Consider the following 19,851-nt stretch of genomic DNA (forward strand, 5'->3'; position numbering starts at 1 on the left):
GAACAAATGGCAAAGATCCTGAAGTTTGACGACGATGCCCGCCGCTCACTCGAAGCCGGCGTGAACGCCCTCGCCGACGCGGTGAAGGTGACCATCGGCCCCAAGGGCCGCAACGTGGTGCTCGACAAGAAGTTCGGCGCCCCGACCATCACCAACGACGGTGTGTCGATCGCTCGCGAGATCGAGCTCGACGACGCCTTCGAGAACATGGGCGCCCAGCTCGTGAAGGAGGTCGCCACCAAGACCAACGACATCGCCGGTGACGGCACCACCACAGCCACCGTGCTGGCCCAGGCGCTCGTGCGTGAAGGTCTTCGCAACGTGGCCGCCGGTGCCAACCCGATGGGCGTGAAGCGCGGCATCGAGTCCGCCGTCGCCGCCGCGGTCGACGCGATTGCCGATGAGGCCAAGGAGATCGACGAGAAGTCCGAGATCGCCCAGGTCGCCGCAATCTCCGCCGCCGACCCGCAGATCGGCGAGGTCATCGCCGACGCCATCGACAAGGTGGGCAAGGACGGCGTCGTGACCGTCGAGGAGTCCAACACCTTCGGCATGGACCTCGAGTTCACCGAGGGCATGCAGTTCGACAAGGGCTACCTCTCGCCGTACTTCGTGACCGACCCTGAGCGCCAGGAAGCAGTGCTCGACGACCCGTACCTGCTGTTCGTCAATGGCAAGGTCTCCATGCTCCAGGAGCTCATCCCGGTGCTGGAGAAGGTCATGCAGGCCGGCAAGCCGCTGGTCCTCATCGCCGAGGACGTCGAGGGTGAGGCCCTCGCCGGACTCGTGGTCAACAAGATCCGTGGCTCGCTCAACGCCGTGGCCGTCAAGGCTCCCGGATTCGGCGAGCGCCGCAAGTCGATGCTGCAGGACATGGCGATCCTCACCGGTGGCCAGGTCATCTCCGAGGAAGTCGGACTGAAGCTCGACAACACCACCCTCGACCTGCTCGGCACGGCCCGCAAGGTCGTCATCGACAAGGACAACACCACCATCGTCGAAGGCGCAGGCACTCACGAAGAGGTCGCCGGTCGCATTGCCCAGATCAAGGCGGAGATCGAGAACACCGACTCCGACTGGGACTCCGAGAAGCTCCAGGAGCGCCTCGCGAAGCTCTCCGGCGGCGTTGCCGTGGTCAAGGTCGGCGCAGCCACCGAGGTGGAGCTCAAGGAGAAGAAGCACCGCATCGAAGATGCGCTGTCGGCCACCCGTGCAGCCATCGAGGAAGGCGTGGTCGCCGGTGGCGGCACCGCCCTCGTGCGTGTGAAGCCTGCCGTGGCGCAGATCGTCGAGAAGCTGGCGGACGACGAGAAGACCGGAGCACGCATCGTGCTGCACGGTCTCGACGCCCCCGCCCGCATGATCGCTGACAACGCCGGCGTCGAAGGCGCAGTCGTCGTGCAGCAGCTCGATGAGGAGTCGGGCAACACCGGCTTCAACGCTGCAACCGGCGAGTTCACCGACCTGCTGGCCGCCGGCGTCATCGACCCGGCCAAGGTGACCCGCGCGGCGCTGCAGAACGCTGCGTCGATCGCAGCCCTGCTGCTCACCACCGAGTGCCTCGTGGCCGATGAGCCCGAAGAGGCGCCCGCCGGTGGCGGCATGCCCGACATGGGAGGCATGGGCGGCATGATGTGATCCCTTCGGGGACACACCAGCCGACTGGCTGAATTACGAACAGGATGGGGGTCGGCATCGCCGGCCCCCATCCGTCGTTTTCGCACGCCCCACGGGTTTCGTTGGTGCTGGATCACGTAAGGCGTGATCCAGCACCAACAGAGCTTCAGGACCATCCAGCACCGCCTGGGGACGACGAAGCGTCGGCGCCGACAGGTGGCATGCGGACCGCCGGTAGGCTCAGGGCATGGAAGACCTCCCGCCTCCGGACCCCTCGAAGCTGCTCGCCGACTGGATGGAATGGGAGCGCGGTGAGGAATCGCCGGGTCGGGTGCTGAGCAACCTCAAGACCCACGGCCTGCGCGAGGTGCTCGAGGCCATGGTGGGTGAGTCCCCGCCCGGCGGCGACGGGTGAGTGAGCGCGGCGGACCCCAGTTCATTCCCCGCCCGGAGCAGTGGCTCGAGGGCAGGCCGGCGCCGTGGTCACCGGACTTCGAGCCGGGCGACGGCGCCGGCAGCGCATCCGGGCGAGCCACACCGCTGGACGCATCCGAACTCGGCATCGCCAGGGTGCGCGAGGTGTTCCCGCGCTCGCGACGGGGAGTCCCGTCACCCGTGGAGAACACAGGCGCGGCTCCGTCCGCGGTGCTGGTGCCCTTTTTCGACGATGAATCCGGCGAGCTGACCGAAGGCGGGGGACTGCATGTGCTGCTGACACGCCGCTCCTGGGGGCTTCGCACCCACCGCGGCGAGGTCAGCTTCCCCGGCGGCCGCTGCGAGCTCGAAGAGACCCCGGCCGAGGCCGCGGTTCGAGAGGCGTTCGAGGAAACCGATCTCGACCCGGACAGCGTCGAGGTCCTGGGGGAGCTGGATCACCTGACGACGGTCACGCGACGCGCCTACATCGTGCCCGTGGTCGCACTGCTGAGCGGCGTGCCCGATGTGACCGCCAACCCCGATGAGGTCGACAAGGTGCTGTTCGTGCCGGTGGCCGAACTGCTGTCCGCCGAGGTGTTCCGCGAGGAGCGGTGGGGCAGTGACGAGCTGCACCGACCCGTCTACTTCTTCGAGTTGTTCGGCGATTCGGTGTGGGGGGCGACCGCGGCGATGCTGCGCCAGGCCCTCGCGTTGTTGGTAGGAGTCGACCCCGGTCCGCTCGAGGACCTCGACCCGGCGCGCGGCGTGGCCACAGCGTTCCGGCTCACCGATGAACAGGCTCGTGGCGTGGTCTGAGCGACCAGGCCGCCGGGCGGGCGCGTGCGGCGCTACGGCCCCGAGGTGGAAGTGGCCCCGGACGTACTGGGCGTCGTGGGAGCGGTCGTCGGGCTGGTCGTCGGCGACGTCGTGGGAGACGTGGTGGGAGACGTGGTGGGCCGGTCGCCGGTCGTCGGCACGAGGGTCGGCTGGTTGGGCGCGGTGGTCGTGGTGTCGTTGGAGTCGCCGGAGTCGCGCACGAGCATGAACACGATCACGAGCGCAGCGACGATCAGCAAGGTGCCGAGCACCCACGGCACCGGAGAACTCGCGCCGCCCTTCTTGTCGCCGGCGGGAGGTGGGTAACCCCCGGCGGGAGGCTGACCCTGTGGCTGGTAGCCCTGGCCCTGCTGGGGGTAGCCCTGCTGTTGGGGCGGATACCCCGGCTGAGGTTGGCCCGGTTGCTGTTGGTAGCCGCCCTGCTGGGGCTGGCCGGGCTGCTGGGGGAAGCCGCCCTGCTGTGGCTGCTGGCCCTGACCGGGGCTCTGGGGCATGGGCTGGGTCGGATCAGATGGCGGTACGTCGCTCATTGCCCCAGCCTAGGTAGGCAGCAGCTGTTTCGGACGTCACTCGGCCGAATCAGGACCGGTCGTCGCCGTGGTCGTGGCTGCTGAGCCGCGCCAGAAGGTCGACCAGGGCATCGTCGGAACCGGGGCGCGCCAGCAGTCCCACCGCGCCACCTGGACTCTGCAAGCGCGCCGGTGACCATGTGAGTTGGGGCCACCCGGACAGGCTGGCCGGGGCCATGAGCGCGACGGTCGAACGCCTGAACCCGCCCAGGTCCTCGAGCGGCGAGTCGATGCGGGGCAAGGGCACACCCAGGGTGGGCGTCACCAACACGGTGTCCGGTGGGACCACCTGGGCGAGCAGTTCGGTGAACAGCCGCCGATCGGTGAGGTCGACCTCCACGGTTGCGTCGTCTTCCTCGGCGAACCCGCGGCATGCGGAGAGGCGCCGTGCCACGTCTGCGTCGAGCGCGTCGGCGTTGCGTGTCGCCCAGTCGCCGAGGGTCTGCCAGACCTCCCGACCCTGGACTCGGCTGAGCAGGGCGCCCACGTCGTGGTTGACCAGATGGGCGACGGACACGGTCTCGAGTGTGGCGCCGACGACCTGGGCGACGACCCGGGCCCCTTCCACAAGCGGGGTGGCGTCGGGCGCGGCCAGGCTGGGGTCGACCATGACCCGGCGGATCGGCGCACTCGATGCGGGCCGCGGCGCCAGGACCTGCAGAGCCCGAGCCATGACGAGCGGATTCGCGGCCAACAGTCCGCAGGTGTCGAAGCTCGGCGCCAGCGGGAGGCAGCCGGCCATGTCTATGGATCCCCACGTGGGCCGCAGCCCGTGGATCCCGCACAGCGCGGCCGGCACCCGCACCGAACCCGCCGTGTCGGTGCCGACGCCGAGCGCTGCGCGGCCGCCGGCCACCGCTGCCGCCGAGCCGGAGGATGAGCCGCCGGTGTACAGGTCCGGGTGACGAGGGTTGCGGGGAGCAGGGCCCTCAGAAGCGTTTCCCACGAGCGAGAACGCGAGCTGGTCGAGCTTGGCGAGGCCCACGATCTGGGCGCCGGCGCCACTGAGGCGAGTGACGACAGACGAGTTGGAGGTGGCCGGGTCGTGGGTTTCGCGCCAGCGACCGATCCCGAACGATGAGGTGTGACCCCTGAACGCGAAGCAGTCTTTCACCGCCGCGTCCACGCCGCTGAGCGGGCCGTCACCTGTGGGAGGCCCGACCGGCGAGTCGGTCACGAAGGCACCGAGGTCGTCATTGGCCACGTTGTTCCTCTCGTGTGTGCGAGCCTGCGCCGGTGAGCGATCGTCCACAACCCGTCCCCCGCGAAGCTAGCGGTTCGCCCCTCGGCGCGGCCAAGGCCGCGGATGCCTGGGAACAGTGGGGTCCGGTTGCCTCGGGCATCCTCGCCGGTTACGCCCGGGGGCTGCGCGATCACCCGGTCGGCGCGTCCGTGGAGCCCGGCTGGTTGCTCGACAGGCTGCCGGCGGATGCGCCCGCTGAAGCAGAGGACTTCGCGCTGGTGCTGGCCGACATCGGGGAGCTGATCCTTCCCGCGATGGTCCACTGGCAGTCGCCGGGGTTCCATGGGTACTTTCCGGCCAACACGTCCTGGCCGGCAGCCCTGGCCGACTACCTGGCGGCCGGACTCGCCCAGCAGGGCATGTTGTGGGCCACCTCTCCGGCCTCGACCGAGCTCGAGATGCGCATGCTCGACTGGGTGGCCGCCTTGTCCGGGCTACCTGCGCGGTTCCGCCACGATGACCCCGGCCCGGGCGGAGGTGTGATCCAGGACTCGGCATCATCGGCAACGCTGGTGGCCCTGGTGGCGGCGCGCGAACGGGCGGGCGGCCGGGACCTCCTCGACCGCATGGTGGTGTACGCCTCGACCGAGGCGCACAGCTCGGTGATCAAGGGCGCCCGGGTCGCCGGGTTCCGCGAGGCGCACATCCGGTCGGTGGCCACCGACGACTCCCTGGCGATGCGGACCTCGGCGCTCTCGGAGCTGATGGCCGCGGATGTGGCCGCGGGGCTCATCCCGGCTGCGGTGGTGGCCACCGTGGGCACCACATCGACCATGGCCGTGGATCCCGTCGAGGACATCGCGGCGCTGGCGTCGACTGCCGGGGCATGGGTGCATGTCGACGCTGCGATGGCAGGGGCCGCGACCATCTGCGAAGAGTACCGCGACCTGCTCGCCGGCTCGGATGCTGTGGACTCGTGGGTGTTCAACCCCCACAAGTGGTGGGGGATCACGTTCGACTGCTCACTGATGTGGCTTGCAGACCGCGGCCCCGTGCTCGACGCCCTGGCGATCACGCCGCCTTACCTGGAGCGGGACGCAGCCGCCGGCTCCGTGGTCGACTTCCGCGACTGGCAGGTGCCGCTGGGGCGCAGGTTCCGTTCCCTCAAGGTGTGGTTCGTGCTGCGGGCGATGGGTGCCGACGCGATCGCGGCGATGGTCCGCGAACACGTGGCGGAGGGCGAGTGGCTGGCCGGCAAGGTCGCCGAGTCGTCCACATGGGAGCTGGTGGCGCCTGCCAACCTGACCCTGGTGTGCGTGCGCCACGCCGCGGGCGACGACGCCACGAGGGCAGTGCTCGAATCGGTCAACAGCTCCGGCGAGGCGCTGCTGACCCTGACCGAGGTTGGTGGGCGGCCCGCCATCAGGCTCTCGGTGGGAAGCCCCAACACGACCCATGAGGATGTGGAGGCACTGTGGGGGCTGCTGCAACGAGAGCCGTGAGCATCGGGCCCCGGCGGGGCCCCTACATCCAGTAGTTGGGTGCTTCCTTGGTTATCTGCACGTCGTGAGGATGTGCCTCGCGAAGCCCTGCGGGGGACATGCGCACGAACCGGGCGTCTCTCTGCAACGAGGCGATGTCGGCCGCACCGCAGTAGCCCATGGCGGAGCGCAGGCCTCCGGTGAGCTGGTAGATGATCTTCGCCAGCTTGCCCTTGTAGGGGACGCGTCCTTCGATGCCTTCGGGCACCACCTTGTCGGCGCCTTCGACGTCGTCCTGGAAGTAGCGGTCCTTCGAAAAGGAGCGGTCGCTCATCGCTCCGAGTGACCCCATGCCCCGGTACGCCTTGTAGCGCTCACCCTGGCTGAGCACGATGTCGCCGGGTGTCTCGTCCACTCCGGCGAGCAGCGAACCGAGCATGACGATGTCGGCCCCCGCGCCGATTGCCTTGGCGATGTCACCGGAGAACCTCACACCGCCGTCCGCGATCAGTCGCACGTCGTTACCCGACAGCGCATCGGCGCACTCGGAGACAGCGGTGAGTTGTGGCACGCCGACGCCTGCCACGATCCGCGTGGTGCAGATGGAGCCCGGCCCCACTCCGACCTTGACCGCGTCGGCGCCCGCATCGGCGAGAGCGAGCGCCGCGTCGGCGGTGGCGATGTTGCCGGCCACGACGACGACGTCCAGGGCACCCTTCACCTTGCGCACCACTTCGAGCACACCGGAGGAGTGGCCGTGGGCGGTGTCGACCACCAGCACGTCGACCCCGGCGTCGACCAGTGCCTCGGCACGGGCGTAGGCGTCGTCGCCCACGCCGACGGCGGCCGCGACCTGCAGTCGCCCCTGCTCGTCCTTTGTGGCGTTGGGGTACTTGATCTTCTTGTTGATGTCCTTGACCGTGATCAGCCCGGTGATGTGGTCCTCGGCATCGACTACCGGCAGCTTCTCGATCCGGTGCCGGCCCAGGATCTCCTGGGCTTCCTCGAGGGTCGTTCCCTCGCGGGTCGTGACGAGGCCCTCCGAGGTCATCACCTCGCGGATGGGGCGCCTGGAGTCGGTCTCGAAGCGCAGGTCGCGGTTGGTGAGGATGCCGACGAGCTTGCGGTCGGCATCCACGATCGGTACTCCGCTGATGCGGAAGTTGGCCATGAGTTCCTCGGCGGACTGCACGAGATCGTCGGGGCCGAGAGTGACCGGGTCGACGATCATGCCCGACTCGGAGCGCTTGACCTTGTCGATCTCGGCGCGCTGGTCCTCGATCGACAGGTTGCGGTGCACGACGCCGATCGCGCCCTCGCGTGCCATGGCGATCGCGAGGCGGGACTCGGTGACTGTGTCCATGGCCGCCGACACGAGCGGCACCGCGAGGTGCACTCCGTCCGCAAGGCTCGAGGACGTGTCGACCTCGGCGGGGATCACATCGGATGCAGACGGGACCAGACAGACGTCGTCGAAGGTGAGGCCGACGGTTCCGAAGCGAGCCGCCGGATCGAGTCGTGTGTCCTGATCGTCGGGGAGCGTCGCCATCACCCGATCGTAGTTGGGCAGGCGCACCCTTGCGTACAGAAGGCATCCTGTGGGCGTGTACGTCAGGCCCTACGCCAGCGCCGACATCGAGGCGGTTCGCGACGTCTGCTTCGCGACCGGACTGATGGGTGATCCGGTCGCGGCCCAGTTCGGTGACCGCGACACCTTCGCCCACCTGTTCTGCGATTGGTACCTGCTCAACCGGCCCGACACCTGCTGGGTGGTCGACGACGCCGATGGTGGCGTGGCCGGGTACATCATCGCCTCACCCGACCGGCCCGACGAGGGACGGCACCAGCGCGAGGTGTTGACCCGCCACCTGTTGGGCCGTCGGGTCATCCTGCGCCGCGACACTGCCGGGTTTTTCGCCCGTGCAGTCGCCGACCTGGCGCGCGACCGCCGGGCACTCGGCTCACCGGTCGACCACGCGAGGTATCCGGCCGAACTGCACGTCAACCTCATGCCCGCCGCACGCGGCCGCGGCCTGGGAGGTGAGCTGATGCGCCACCTCCTCGATCGCCTGGCACATCTCGGTGTTCCGGGAGTTCACCTGGGCACCTTCGGCGAGAACGAGGGTGCGATCGCCTTCTTCGAGTCACAGGGCTTCCAGCCGGTCGGTGACCCGGTGCCGAACCCCGGATTCCGCCTGCAGGACGGCTCGCGGGCGACTGTCCGACGCTTCTGCCGTGTTGTCGCGTAGCGTTTCGGTATGCCCACGTTGAGTTTCGACGGCGAGACACACGCCGAGATCGTTGTGAAGGTCCGCCGCTGGCTGGCCTCCCAGGATGGCCAGGAAGAGGCCTCGCCCACCGTTGCCGACACGGTCAGCCAGGGTGCCGAGGTGACCAAGGACGCGCTGAAGATCATTGCCTCGGCGGCGCCCGACCCGGTTGCACAGTCAGATGTGGTGAAGGGACTGACGAACATGGGATACAAGGCCACCGACGCAACAAAGGATGCGGTGATCACCGGGCTCGACTCGATCGAGGAGGCCACGGGCGGCAGCGTCGTGCGCCAGGTCACCGATGCCGGGCGCAAGGCCGTCTACGAGATGAACTCCCAGATCGCCAAGCAGCTGCTGAAGAACATCGTGCCCTGACGGGTCGCCCGTTCGAACGGCAGCACGACCGGGTCAGGGCAGGTCCGCCAGTCCGCCCAACCGGCGCGTGAGGTCATCGACCGACGTGAGCACCGGCCGTCCGGTCAGCTCCTCGAGCCACGCCCGGTTGCGCCGGTGCAGCTCGTCTGATTCGTCCCACCGGTTGAGGTAGGGCGTGATGTCGCCATCTGCGACATCCTCGGACTCGAGCGAATCGATCGCAGACCGCACGGCGCTGATGGTCCCGAGTCCCGCGTCGGCCACCAGCACGACTTCGTCGACCTCCAGTTCGGAGACGAACCGGGCGCAGTCGCCGTCGTGCGCAATCGGCGAGCGAACGCCACCGGCGGTCTCCACCAGCGCAAGGTCGACCTGTCGGTCCGGCCAGGAGGTCCTGGTCTCGCCGACCAGCTGTTCGAGGCGGACAGGAGGCAGGTCGAGTGCATCGGCAGCCATGGGAGGCGCCATCGCCACCGGGTAGTAGCGGTTCCGGGGGCACACGGCCTCGATGGCCTCGCCGGTCGCGGCCGCCAGCACGTCGGCGTCGGTGGGCACGCCGGAGCTGGCGTCCGCCGGGTCGAATGACTGGGCGGGCTTGCGGGCGCACACGGTGAGCCCTCGCTCGGCGAGGCCACGCAGCACCGCGGCCGAGACCCAGGTCTTGCCCACCTCGGTGCCGGTTCCGGCGATGGCGACCACGGCACGCGGGCGCTGTGGCGACTCACCCATCGCGGTCATCCTCTCCGGAGAGCGGGTGACCCAGCTCTGTGCAGGCAGCCGTGAGCAGGTCGAGCTGGCTGCGCGTGTGCAACGAGGACAGCGCGACGCGCAGCCGACTGGTGCCCTGGGGGACTGTGGGAGGGCGGATGGCCGGCACCAGTAGCTGGCGTTCGAGCAGCGCCGCTGACACGGCCATCGCCTCTCTGTCATCGCCGATGACGAGCGGAATGATCGGCGAGGCGTGGCCGTGGCGAAGCCGATCGATGTTGTTGCGCAGCCTCGAGCGCAGGCGCTCACCCTCAGCGGAGGTTTCGATCCGCAGCGCCTCCAGGGCAGCGGCGGCGGCCGGCGGGGGAGGGGCGGTGCTGAAGATGAACGACCTCGCGGTGCTGACCGCGAGGTCGACCACGTGTCGGCTCGCCACGATGTACCCGCCGAGTGATCCCAGGGACTTCGACAGCGTGCCCACCAGTACCACGGATGCCTCGGGTGTGGCCGCCGCCGCAGCGTCGAACACGTCGTGAGCCACGTCGAGCACCAGCACGGCGTCGTACTGCGCGCAGAGGCGCGACAGCCGTGCCACGTCGACGACGTCGCCGTCCATCGAGAACACGACGTCGGAGACCACCACGGCGTGGCGCGCATCGCGCGAGGCGAGCCGGCTCTCGAGGTCCACCAGGTCGAGGTGTGCGTAGACCTCGGTGGGTATCCGCGAAAGCCGGGTGCCGTCGATGATCGATGCGTGGTTGAGCTCGTCGGAATAGACCACTGAGTCGCCATGTGGAGCCGCTGCGGCGATGGCGCCGAGCGTGCCCAGGTTGGCTGCGTAGCCGGTGGGGAACAGGAGCGCCGCGGCATCGTCGAGGTCGGGCCGCTTCCACGCGGCGAGTGCGTCCTCCAACTCGTCGTGGACGGGCCGGCTGCCCACGACCAGCCGGCTTGCACCGCTGCCGGAGCCGAATTCGTGTGCCGCATCCGCGGCGGCGGTGGCGACGGCCGGATGAGTTGCCAGGCCGAGGTAGTCGTTGGAGGCGAACTGCACCACCGGTTCACCCGTCGCGGTGACTGTGGTGGTGGTCCCCCCTGCACGAAGGGAGCGGATGGTGCGGCGCCGGCCACTGCGCTCGATCCCGTCGTTTGCGCGCTTGGCGGCCTCGTCGAACCAGCCCATGTTCAGCCGCCCGGGCCGGATCCGGCGTTGGAGCGCCTGCTGTCGTGGTGAACCTCGGAGCCTGCGCCAGGCTGGAGCTGTGGCTCGTCGGTGGCCGCCTCGGCAATGGCCTCCGCGAGCGTGCGCACGATCAGGTCGACCTCCTCAGCGGTGGTGGTCAGGTGCGGCACAACCACCACGACGTCACCCAGCGGTCGGATGAGCACCCCGCGGCTGGTGCAGGCCGCGCTGACGCGCCGACCCCAGCGGAGCTTGTAGCCGCCCTCGGATCCGTCCGCTGCCTGTGCGGGCGGCGCCATCTCGATTCCGATCATCAGGCCCTGTTGGCGCACTTCAGCGACCTGTGGGAGACCGGCTATGTGTTCCTCGAGAAGCGGGGCGAACTGCTCGGCGCGGGCCCGCACGTTGGCCAGCACGTCATCGCGCTCGATCAACTCGAGGTGCTCCAGCGCCACCGCGGCCGCTAGGGCGTTACCGCCATAGGAATGCCCGTGGTAGAAGGTGCGCTCGCCCAGGTCGGCCCCGAGGAACGCCTGCCACACGTTGCCGGCAGCAGCGGTGGCGGCCATGGGCAGGTAGCCGCCGGTGATGCCCTTGCCGAGCGACATCAGGTCCGGCTGGATGCCACACAGCTCGGAGGCGAACAGCCGGCCTGTGCGCCCGAAGCCCACCGCCACCTCGTCACACACGAGAAGCACATCGTGTTCGCGGCAGGCCTCTGCCAGCGGCCCGAATGCTCCGGGTGGCATCGTGCGGATGCCGGCGGCTCCCTGCACGATCGGCTCCACGACGACCGCCGCGAGTTCGTGGGCGTGATCGCCGAGCATCTCGATGGCAACGTCGATCGCGTCGGCGCGGTCGTAGCCGGGCGCACGCAGGGGCGAGAAGGTGAGCGGGTCGAACTGGTCGGTGCCGAAGCCCCCGTCGCCGACCGAAAGCGACCCCACGGTGTCACCGTGGTAGGCGCCGCCGAGCGCCAGGTAGCGGGTGCGCCCTTCGACGCCGAGGTTCTTCCAGTACTGGAAGGCGATCTTGATGGCCTGTTCGACCGCTGCGGCCCCATCGGAAGCGAAGAGGAGCCGGGGGTCGTCCATCGGAAGCAGAGCCTTGAGCCGCTCGGCGAACCGGATCGCCGTCGAGTTGCCGTTGCCGAGCATCGTGGTGTGCGCCACCTTGGCGGCCTGCTGGGCGAGAGCCGCATCGAGCTCCGGCACCCTGTGCCCGAGGGTCGTGACCCACAGCGACGAGATCGCGTCGAGGTAGCGGTTGCCGTCGACGTCGGTGATCCAGTGGCCCTCGGCCGAGTCGGCGATGAGCGGCGAGTTCTCCTCGTACGCGGCCATCTGGGTGAATCCGTGCCACACCGTGGCCTTGTCGCGTTGGATCCAGTCTCCGTCCATGTGCGATCGAGGCTACGGCGTTGGGTGTCGGCGGACCGAATAGACTCGGACCTTCCCCAAAGGGACTGGAGCGTTCGTTGGCAGACATCGACATTGGTATGGGCAAGCAGGCGAGGGCGGGCTACAACCTCGACGAGCTTCGGATCCTGCCCAGCCGCCGCACCCGCAACGCGGACGACGTCGACGTGAGCTGGCAGGTCGACGCCTACCAGCTCGACATCCCGATCCTGTCCGCACCGCTCGATGGCGTCACGAGCCCTGCCACCGTCATCGAGATGGACCGCCTCGGCGGCCTCGGCGTGCTGCACGCCGAGGGTCTATGGACACGCCACCGCGATCCGGCACCTGTGCTGGCCAAGCTCGCTGCGGCCGACCCGGCCGACTCGGTGGACCTGCTGCGCGAGGCATACGCACCTCCGGTGGATCCGGAGCTCATCGGTCAGCGCGTCTCGGAAGTGAAGGACGCCGGCGCCATGGCGGCGGTCGCGGTCAGCCCTGCGCACACCGAGGCTCTCCTGCCCCATATCACCGCGGCAGAGCCGCACATGCTGGTGATCCACGGCACCGTCACCTCTGCCGAGCACGTCGGCGGGGGCGAGGGTGAACCACTCGACCTGAAGTACCTGGTCCGTCGCCTCGACGTGCCGGTGCTCGTGGGCGGCTGCGCCAGCTACCAGGCGGCCCTGCACCTGATGCGCACCGGCGCCGCAGGAGTGCTCGTGGGCGTGGGCGCAGGCGTCAGCTCCAGGACCACGCCCGTGCTAGGCGTCGGCAATCCGCAGGCGACCGCCGTGGCCGATGCCCGCGCCGCGCGCATGCGCCACCTCGACGAGACCGGCGTCTACTGCCAGGTGATCGCCGACGGAGGCATGGCGACCAGTGGCGACATCGCGCGGGCGATCGTGTGCGGTGCCGATGCCGTGATGCTCGGCGGTCCGCTGGCGGCAGCGTCGGACGCACCTGCGGGCGGTGCGCTGTGGTCGATGGCGGCGTTCCACTCCGAGCTGCCGCGCGGAGAGCTCGTGCGCATCGAACAGCGCGGCACCCTCGAGATGGTCCTGGGTGGCCCGGCGGACCGTGCCGATGGCCAGACCAACCTGGTGGGCGGCCTCCGCAAGGCGATGGCGGTGGCCGGCCACGAGACCCTCAAGGAACTGCAGAAGGCCGACCTCGTGGTGAGCCATCGACGGGCGACGCCATGAACGATGAGCACGTGCTCTCGGTGCACACTCCCGACGAGAAGGTGCTCGTCGTGGACTTCGGCGCCCAGTACGCGCAGCTGATCGCCCGCCGGGTGCGCGAGGCCAACGTCTACTCCGAGATCGTGCCCCACACGATCACTGCAGAGGAGCTGGCGGATCGCAAGCCGGCCGCGATCGTGTTCTCCGGCGGCCCCAAGTCGGTGCACGTCGAGGGCGCACCGGCCATCGATCCCGGCGTGTACGACCTCGGGGTACCGATCCTCGGCATCTGCTACGGCGCGCAGCTGATCGCCCAGCAGCTGGGCGGCACCGTGGCCCGCGGGGGTTCGGGTGAGTACGGCCGCACGGTGATGCACCTCGACACCGATTCGGCGCCCGAGGGCCTGCTGGCCGGCCTACCGTCCAACCAGACGGTGTGGATGAGCCACTTCGACGCGGTCACCGAACCGCCCGAGGGCTTCGTGGCGACCGCGAGCACCGATGGCGCCCCCGTGGCGACCCTGGAGAACGCGCAGCGCCGGATCTGGGGCGTGCAGTTCCACCCCGAGGTGATCCACACCCCCCATGGGCAGGACGTGATCCAGCGGTTCCTGCACGACCTCGCCGACCTCCGCGCCGACTGGACCATGGAGCACTTCATCTCTGATGCGGTGGCCGACATCCGCTCCCAGGTCGGTGACGGCCGTGCGATCTGCGGACTGTCCGGCGGGGTTGACTCGGCAGTGGCCGCCGCGCTGGTGCACAAGGCGGTCGGCGCGCAGCTCACCTGCGTGTTCGTCGACACGGGCCTGATGCGCAAGGACGAGGGCGACCAGGTCGTGGAGACCTTCCGCCGCCACCAGGGCATCGAGCTGATCCATGTGCGCGCGGCGGACCGGTTCTTCGAGCGGCTGGCCGGGATCACCGAGCCCGAGGAGAAGCGCAAGGCCATCGGCGAGCTCTTCATCCGGGTGTTCGAGGACGCGAAGGGCGGTGTCGAGGACGCCGCGTACCTGGTGCAGGGCACCCTGTACCCCGATGTGATCGAGTCGGGCACAGCTCACGCCTCCACGATCAAGAGCCACCACAACGTCGGCGGGCTTCCCGACGACCTCGACTTCGACCTGGTCGAGCCACTGCGCACGCTCTTCAAGGACGAGGTGCGTTCGGTCGGCCACGAGCTGGGGCTCCCCGACGAGATCGTGTGGCGCCAGCCGTTCCCGGGCCCTGGCCTCGGGGTGCGCATCATCGGCGAGGTGACCCCGGACAAGGTCGCCCTGTTGCAGGAGGCCGATGCAGTCGTGCGCGAGGAGCTGCACATCGCGGGGCTCGATCGCGAGATCTGGCAGGCCTTCGCGGTTCTGCCCGACATCCGCACCGTCGGCGTGCAGGGCGACGAGCGCACCTACGGCCATCCGGTGATCGTGAGGGCGGTTACCAGCGAGGACGCGATGACCGCCGACTGGGCCCGGATCCCCTACGACGTGCTGGAGACGATCGCCTCGCGCATCATCAACGAGGTTCCCGGCATCAACCGCGTGGCCTACGACATCACGTCGAAGCCTCCGGGCACCATCGAGTGGGAGTAGCAGGGCCCTGGCGGGGCGGGCGGGACGTGCGCCCATCGCCCGGGGTCCCGCACCGGCAGGGCGTGCAGTCCTAGAGTGGTCGGCAATCGTTACATGGCGAATCCAACACGGGATCGTCATGATCTTGTAACAGAGTGCTGAATCTGGAAGAATCTCCAGCGATGTCGATGGCCCTCTCCCCGCGCCGACTGCCGCGATTCATCGTGGCCGTGCTCTGTGCCGGCCTCGTCGCGTCCATGATCGGCCCCGCACCGGCACAGGCGCAGGACATCGACGACCTGCGCTCGCGTGCAGCGGCGCTGGCAGACAAGCTCGAGGACCTCGAGCGTGAAGCCTCGATAGCCGATGAGGAGTACCTCGGCACCCTCGAGCAGCTCGAGCAGCTCTACACCGAGATCAACACCACCAAGGAAGGCATCGCAGAGGCCCAGGGCCGTGTGGATGCTGCCGAGACGGAGGCCAGCACGTTCCTGGTGGCGGCCTACATGGACGCCGGCAGCTCGGCTGCGCTGGCGACCCTCAAGACCGAGGACCTCGACGACTCACTCAACCAGCAGGTTCTGCTCGATTCGCTGCGCGGTGACCGGGTCCAGCTGGCCGACGAGCTGTCGGCGAGCCGAGCCGACCTCGATGACCGCCAGGCCGATCTGGAGGCCCAGCAGAGCGATGTGAAGGCCGTGGAGGCCGAGCAGGTCGCTGCCAAGGATCGACTCGAAGCGGCAGTGGCGGAGGGTCAGGCCCTCTACGACGAGGCCAACGGCGAACTGCAGGCTGCCCTCGAAGAGGAGCGCCGCCGCCGTGAGGAGGAAGCAGCCCGCCGTGCAGCAGCAGAGGCGGCAGCACGCGAGGCGGCCCAGGCCGAAGCAGCCGCTCGAGCCGCAGCAGCCCAGCCGGCCGCTGCGGCGCCTGCAGCGGCACCGGCAGCCGACAACGGCACCCAGGCAGCGCCGGCCCCGGCACAGGGCTCGTCGGGCTCCTCCGGTGGCTCGGCTCCCGCACCGGCGCCTCCACCGGTCGCTCCGCCACCCCCGCTCAGCGGTGGTGCCGCGGGTGCGATCCAGGCGGCCAAGACCCAGCTCGGACGCATGTACCGCTACGGCGGCTCCTCTCCGGCGACCGGGTTCGACTGCTCCGGTCTCATGATGTGGTCGTGGGCGCAGGTGGGCGTCAGCCTGCCGCGGACCTCGCGTTCGCAGTACGCATCCACGCAGCGGATCCCGATGTCGCAGATCCAGCCAGGAGACCTGGTGTTCTACGGCTCACCCGTGTACCACGTCGGCATGTACGTCGGCGGCGGCATGATGATCGACTCGCCTCGCACCGGCAAGCCGGTGCAGATCCGACCGGTCGGCATCACCGGCCGGGTGAGCGGCGTCGGCCGGGTTCGCTGATCCGAACCGCCGCCTGACAGCCCGACGGGCACTGCAGCGCGGCCCTGGCGACCGCAGTGGCGCCCTGACCGCCATCCCTCGCTGCACTTCGGTGTACGTGAACGCGTCCGTTACCCCCACAGTGCTCGAGACGTTGCATCTATGTGTCGGGTAGTTTCACCTTCGTAACGCATTTGCAATAAAGGCAACGCATCCGTCACGCTTGAGTTCATGAGATGTACCAAGACGATCCGACGAGCAGCACTCGTTCCGGCGGCTGCCCTGGCCCTCGCCGGCGCCGCCACCACCTCGCCGACCCAGGTGGCCGCTGCGCCCTCCATCGCGGCCGCACCGTTCGCCCCGACGGCTCCGGCAGCCCCTGTCGCCCCCAACGCCCACCTGTACCCGGCGATGATGGCTGCGGGATCGGTGATCGGGCACCCCTATCGATGGGGCGGATCCTCTCCGGGCGGCTTCGACTGCTCCGGGCTGGTCATGTGGTCCTTCGCCCACGCAGGCAAGTCCCTGCCACACAGCTCTGCTGCCCAACGCGGCGCCACCATGGCGATATCGCGCGAAGAGGCACGAGCGGGCGACCTAGTCTTCTACGGCAGCCCCACCCACCACGTCGGCATCTACATGGGCGACGGGCTCATGGTGCACTCGCCCCGCCGGGGTGATGTCGTGAAGATCGCTCCTGTGGACCGGATGGGCGCAGCGCCGAACTTCGGCCGGGTCAAGTAGCGCCAGTCGCAAAATTCTCCGTCACGCGGTTGCAACATTCGCCGCGATCCAACAGACTTACCAACCAGATGTTGGTGAACCCCCTCCGCAAGCTGATCACCGCCTCCGTTGCCGCAGTCGCGGCCCTCGGATTCGTGATCGGCAGCCCCGTGCAGGCAGCCGCCGCGGTCCCCACCACTGCCGGCACCTACGCCTGGACGACCGCCGCTCCCGAACACGTGGCCGCCATCAACGCCGCATATTCGGTGATCGGCACCCCGTACCTCGCCGGCGGCAACACACCCGCCGGCTACGACTGCTCGGGCCTCGTCCAGTGGGCATATGGCCAGGCCGGGATCACGCTTCCGCGCGACTCGCGCGGCCAGCAGGTGATGACCACCAACGTCGGTGCCGGTGCCGCCCGCCCCGGCGACCTCGTGTTCTGGGGATCGCCGGTGTACCACGCAGCCATCTACGTCGGCGACGGCATGGTCATCCACTCGCCCTCCTCCGGCAAGACCGTCAGCGTCGTGCCGATCACGTGGATGGGCACCCCCTCCTCCTACGGTCGCATCAAGTGAGCGCCGGGGCGAAAAGCCCCGTCTCAGCCCGCCGGTAGGGTGGCCCGGTGACCGAGGATGACCTGCTGGAGGGCCTGAATCCGGCACAGCACGAGGCAGTTACCCACTCCGAGGGGCCGTTGCTGGTCGTCGCTGGAGCGGGATCGGGCAAGACGCGTGTGCTCACGCACCGCATAGCGCACCTGATCCGCGACCATCAGGTCTCGCCGTTCGAGATCCTCGCCATCACCTTCACCAACAAGGCCGCGGGCGAGATGCGCGACCGCGTCGCCAGGTTGGTCGGGCCGGTCGCCCAGAAGATGTGGGTCTCCACGTTCCACTCGGCGTGCGTGCGGATCCTGCGCCGGGATGCCCACCTGCTCGGCTACCCCTCGCAGTTCACGATCTACGACCAGGCCGACGCGGTCCGCCTCACCGGCTACGTGATCCGCGACCTCAACCTCAACCCGAAGCAGTTCCAGCCCCGATCGGTGCACGCGCGCATCTCCGCGCTGAAGAACGAGGGGATGTCGGTCGGCGAGTTCGCCGACTCGGCCTCGGTGATCACGGAGCGCAAGATCGCGGACGTGTACGAGGAGTACCAGGCGCGTCTGCGCCGGGCCGGGGCAATGGACTTCGATGACCTGCTGGGCGTGACCGTCGAGTTGTTCCGGGTCCACCCCGAGGTGCTGCACCACTACCGCCAGCGGTTCCGCCACGTGCTGGTCGACGAGTACCAGGACACCAACCCGGTGCAGAACGACCTCGTGATGCTGCTGGGCGAGGAGCACCGCAACGTCTGCATCGTGGGCGACAGCGACCAGTCGGTGTACGCCTTCCGCGGGGCTGATTTCCGCAACCTCATGGAGTTCGAGAACACCTTCGCCGACGCCACCGTGATCGTGCTGGCGCAGAACTACCGCTCGACCCAGACGATCCTCGATGCGGCCAACGCTGTGATCTCCAACAACGCCCACCGCAAGCCGAAGGACCTGTGGTCCGAGCAGGGGGCGGGCGACAGGATCGTGAGGTTCCAGGGGGAGGACGAGGGCGACGAGTCACAGTGGATCGCCCACAAGCTGGCCTCGTTGCACAGCGATGGCGACGTCCGCTGGTCGGACATGGCGGTCTTCTACCGAACCAACGCCCAGAGCCGCGTGATCGAAGAGGCGATGATGCGCGCAGGCATCCCCTATCGGGTGGTCGGCGGCCCGCGGTTCTATGACCGCAAGGAGATCAAGGACGCCGTCGCGTACCTCAAGACGGTGGTCAATCCCACAGACGAAGTTAGCGCCAAGCGCGTCATCAACGTCCCGAAGCGGGGAGTGGGCGACCAGAGCGTCGGGCGGATCGAGTCGTTCGCCCGTAGCCACAACATCACGTTCCTCGATGCGCTCCGCCGATGGGAAGACGCGGGCGTGTCCGCCCGCTCCGCGAGGGGAATCGAGTGGTTCCTCGACTTCGTGGACGACCTGTCCACCCGCGTCGGCGATGGGCCCGCCCGCCTGCTCGACGAGATCCTCGACCGCACCGGCTACCGCGCGGAGTTGGAGGCGGCCGACAACCTCGAGTCCGAGGGTCGCCTCGAGAACCTGTCCGAGCTGGTCGGCATGGCCGGCGACTTCGAGACCACCGACGAATTCCTCGAGTCGGTTTCGCTGGTGGCAGACACCGACCAGCTGCCCGACGACGAGGACCCCGCTGACACAGGTGTGGTGCTGATGACGCTTCACGCCGCGAAGGGTCTCGAGTTCCCCGTGGTGTTCATGGCCGGTTTCGAAGAGGGAGTGTTCCCGCACCAGCGGGCGCTCACCGAGCCGGCGGAGCTCGAGGAGGAACGGCGCCTCTGCTACGTGGGCATCACCCGTGCGGAGCGTCGCCTGTTCCTGTCCCATGCTTGGTGCCGCAGCCTCTACGGCGCCACGGCCTACAACCCACCCAGCCGTTTCCTGGGAGAGCTCCCGGAGGACCTCGTTGAGGACGACCCGGCGAGCCGCAGTTCCGCCAGCCGTTCCTCGATGCGCTCCGGTGGCTGGGAGTCGACCTCGTGGCGGCCCCGCGGCCGCGACACCGTCGAGGCCCGCGCCACCCGCCCCGCCGGGCCGAAGACTTCGGGCGCCCACCTGCTCGGCATCTCGATCGGCGACGATGTGCGCCATGCCAAGTGGGGTGACGGAGTGGTGCTGGACATCGAGGGCAGCGGCGACAAGGCCGAGGCTGTTGTCCGGTTCCCGGAGATGGGCGAGAAGCGGTTGCTGCTCGCCTGGGCACCGCTCGAGAAGGCCGGTGCTCCCACAGAGGCCCGGCCCGAGGGCGTTGCCGGGGTCGACGAAGAGGCCGGAGCACAAGATGGGTGACGTGTCGGTGCATCGGGCCGAGTTGGCT

Annotated in this window: 17 protein-coding genes; 12 read left to right on the forward strand and 5 right to left on the reverse strand. The window is 69.0% G+C overall.

Annotated features, from left to right (window positions below):
* The first annotated feature begins 6 nt into the window (after positions 1 to 6).
* The 3 genes from groL to GY812_02965 all read left to right on the forward strand — a co-directional run bounded on the left by groL (position 7) and on the right by GY812_02965 (position 2,850).
* Entirely contained in the window at positions 7 to 1,638 is a 1,632-nt protein-coding gene (gene groL / locus GY812_02955; GenBank protein ID MCP4434442.1) for a chaperonin GroEL, read from the forward strand.
* Between the two features lie 226 nt (positions 1,639 to 1,864).
* Positions 1,865 to 2,032, forward strand: coding sequence for a hypothetical protein (locus GY812_02960; GenBank protein ID MCP4434443.1), 168 nt, complete (start codon positions 1,865 to 1,867; stop codon positions 2,030 to 2,032).
* Positions 2,033 to 2,157: 125 nt separating this feature from the next.
* A complete protein-coding gene (locus tag GY812_02965) occupies positions 2,158 to 2,850 on the forward strand; it encodes a CoA pyrophosphatase (protein MCP4434444.1) in 693 nt (230 codons plus the stop codon).
* A 600-nt stretch (positions 2,851 to 3,450) separates the two neighbouring features.
* Here the strand turns inward: GY812_02965 and GY812_02970 are convergent.
* Positions 3,451 to 4,644: a hypothetical protein gene (locus tag GY812_02970; protein MCP4434445.1), complete on the reverse strand. Its 1,194-nt coding sequence runs from the start codon at positions 4,642 to 4,644 to the stop codon at positions 3,451 to 3,453.
* A gap of 32 nt (positions 4,645 to 4,676) precedes the next feature.
* On the opposite strand from GY812_02970, the gene GY812_02975 reads away from it, so the two are divergent.
* A complete protein-coding gene (locus GY812_02975) occupies positions 4,677 to 6,125 on the forward strand; it encodes an aminotransferase class V-fold PLP-dependent enzyme (GenBank protein MCP4434446.1) in 1,449 nt (482 codons plus the stop codon).
* A gap of 22 nt (positions 6,126 to 6,147) precedes the next feature.
* Here the strand turns inward: GY812_02975 and guaB are convergent, their stop codons facing one another.
* A complete protein-coding gene (gene guaB, locus GY812_02980; GenBank protein MCP4434447.1) occupies positions 6,148 to 7,653 on the reverse strand; it encodes an IMP dehydrogenase in 1,506 nt (501 codons plus the stop codon).
* 55 nt (positions 7,654 to 7,708) lie between these two features.
* On the opposite strand from guaB, the gene GY812_02985 reads away from it, so the two are divergent.
* Both GY812_02985 and GY812_02990 read left to right on the forward strand, forming a co-directional pair.
* Positions 7,709 to 8,353 carry a GNAT family N-acetyltransferase gene (locus GY812_02985; protein MCP4434448.1) on the forward strand — a complete coding sequence of 215 codons (645 nt, stop codon included), beginning with the start codon at positions 7,709 to 7,711 and terminating at the stop codon, positions 8,351 to 8,353.
* Between the two features lie 9 nt (positions 8,354 to 8,362).
* Positions 8,363 to 8,752, forward strand: coding sequence for a hypothetical protein (locus tag GY812_02990; protein ID MCP4434449.1), 390 nt, complete (start codon positions 8,363 to 8,365; stop codon positions 8,750 to 8,752).
* A gap of 33 nt (positions 8,753 to 8,785) precedes the next feature.
* On the opposite strand, the gene GY812_02995 is transcribed toward GY812_02990, so the two are convergent.
* The 3 genes from GY812_02995 to bioA are packed head-to-tail and all read right to left on the reverse strand — an operon-like array spanning position 8,786 to position 12,043.
* Positions 8,786 to 9,481, reverse strand: a complete 696-nt coding sequence (locus GY812_02995; protein MCP4434450.1) for a dethiobiotin synthase — start codon at positions 9,479 to 9,481, stop codon at positions 8,786 to 8,788.
* Positions 9,474 to 10,643 (reverse strand): aminotransferase class I/II-fold pyridoxal phosphate-dependent enzyme, encoded by a 1,170-nt coding sequence (locus GY812_03000; protein MCP4434451.1) that lies wholly within the window; start codon positions 10,641 to 10,643, stop codon positions 9,474 to 9,476. The genes GY812_02995 and GY812_03000 overlap by 8 nt, the downstream gene beginning before the upstream one ends.
* A 2-nt stretch (positions 10,644 to 10,645) precedes the next feature.
* Positions 10,646 to 12,043 (reverse strand): adenosylmethionine--8-amino-7-oxononanoate transaminase, encoded by a 1,398-nt coding sequence (gene bioA / locus GY812_03005; protein MCP4434452.1) that lies wholly within the window; start codon positions 12,041 to 12,043, stop codon positions 10,646 to 10,648.
* A gap of 77 nt (positions 12,044 to 12,120) precedes the next feature.
* Between bioA and GY812_03010 the strand changes: the two genes are divergently transcribed.
* The 6 genes from GY812_03010 (at position 12,121) to pcrA (ending at position 19,823) form a co-directional block, all read left to right on the forward strand.
* Entirely contained in the window at positions 12,121 to 13,245 is a 1,125-nt protein-coding gene (locus GY812_03010; GenBank protein ID MCP4434453.1) for a GuaB3 family IMP dehydrogenase-related protein, read from the forward strand.
* A complete protein-coding gene (gene guaA, locus GY812_03015) occupies positions 13,242 to 14,813 on the forward strand; it encodes a glutamine-hydrolyzing GMP synthase (GenBank protein MCP4434454.1) in 1,572 nt (523 codons plus the stop codon). Before GY812_03010 ends, guaA begins: the two co-directional genes overlap by 4 nt.
* 161 nt (positions 14,814 to 14,974) lie before the next feature.
* The gene (locus GY812_03020; GenBank protein MCP4434455.1) at positions 14,975 to 16,204 is read left to right on the forward strand and encodes a hypothetical protein; all 1,230 of its coding nucleotides are present in this window, start codon (positions 14,975 to 14,977) and stop codon (positions 16,202 to 16,204) included.
* Between the two features lie 210 nt (positions 16,205 to 16,414).
* Complete coding sequence (locus GY812_03025; protein ID MCP4434456.1) at positions 16,415 to 16,927, forward strand: C40 family peptidase; 513 nt, start codon at positions 16,415 to 16,417, stop codon at positions 16,925 to 16,927.
* A gap of 68 nt (positions 16,928 to 16,995) precedes the next feature.
* Positions 16,996 to 17,487 carry a C40 family peptidase gene (locus tag GY812_03030; protein ID MCP4434457.1) on the forward strand — a complete coding sequence of 164 codons (492 nt, stop codon included), beginning with the start codon at positions 16,996 to 16,998 and terminating at the stop codon, positions 17,485 to 17,487.
* A 47-nt stretch (positions 17,488 to 17,534) separates the two neighbouring features.
* Positions 17,535 to 19,823: a DNA helicase PcrA gene (pcrA, locus tag GY812_03035; protein ID MCP4434458.1), complete on the forward strand. Its 2,289-nt coding sequence runs from the start codon at positions 17,535 to 17,537 to the stop codon at positions 19,821 to 19,823.
* Positions 19,824 to 19,851: the final 28 nt, after the last annotated feature.

Source organism: Actinomycetes bacterium, from assembly GCA_024222295.1.
Lineage (GTDB): Bacteria > Actinomycetota > Acidimicrobiia > Acidimicrobiales > Microtrichaceae > JAAEPF01.

Excerpts from the sequence above, each read along its gene's own strand:
- guaB (MCP4434447.1), bottom strand. The coding sequence starts at position 7,653 with ATGGCGACGCTCCCCGACGATCAGGACACACGACTCGATCCGGCGGCT.
- GY812_02960 (MCP4434443.1), top strand. The coding sequence starts at position 1,865 with ATGGAAGACCTCCCGCCTCCGGACCCCTCGAAGCTGCTCGCCGACTGG.
- guaA (MCP4434454.1), top strand. The coding sequence starts at position 13,242 with ATGAACGATGAGCACGTGCTCTCGGTGCACACTCCCGACGAGAAGGTG.
- GY812_03000 (MCP4434451.1), bottom strand. The coding sequence starts at position 10,643 with ATGGGCTGGTTCGACGAGGCCGCCAAGCGCGCAAACGACGGGATCGAG.
- GY812_03025 (MCP4434456.1), top strand. The coding sequence starts at position 16,415 with ATGAGATGTACCAAGACGATCCGACGAGCAGCACTCGTTCCGGCGGCT.
- GY812_03020 (MCP4434455.1), top strand. The coding sequence starts at position 14,975 with ATGTCGATGGCCCTCTCCCCGCGCCGACTGCCGCGATTCATCGTGGCC.
- GY812_02990 (MCP4434449.1), top strand. The coding sequence starts at position 8,363 with ATGCCCACGTTGAGTTTCGACGGCGAGACACACGCCGAGATCGTTGTG.
- GY812_03030 (MCP4434457.1), top strand. The coding sequence starts at position 16,996 with ATGTTGGTGAACCCCCTCCGCAAGCTGATCACCGCCTCCGTTGCCGCA.
- groL (MCP4434442.1), top strand. The coding sequence starts at position 7 with ATGGCAAAGATCCTGAAGTTTGACGACGATGCCCGCCGCTCACTCGAA.
- GY812_02995 (MCP4434450.1), bottom strand. The coding sequence starts at position 9,481 with ATGGGTGAGTCGCCACAGCGCCCGCGTGCCGTGGTCGCCATCGCCGGA.
- bioA (MCP4434452.1), bottom strand. The coding sequence starts at position 12,043 with ATGGACGGAGACTGGATCCAACGCGACAAGGCCACGGTGTGGCACGGA.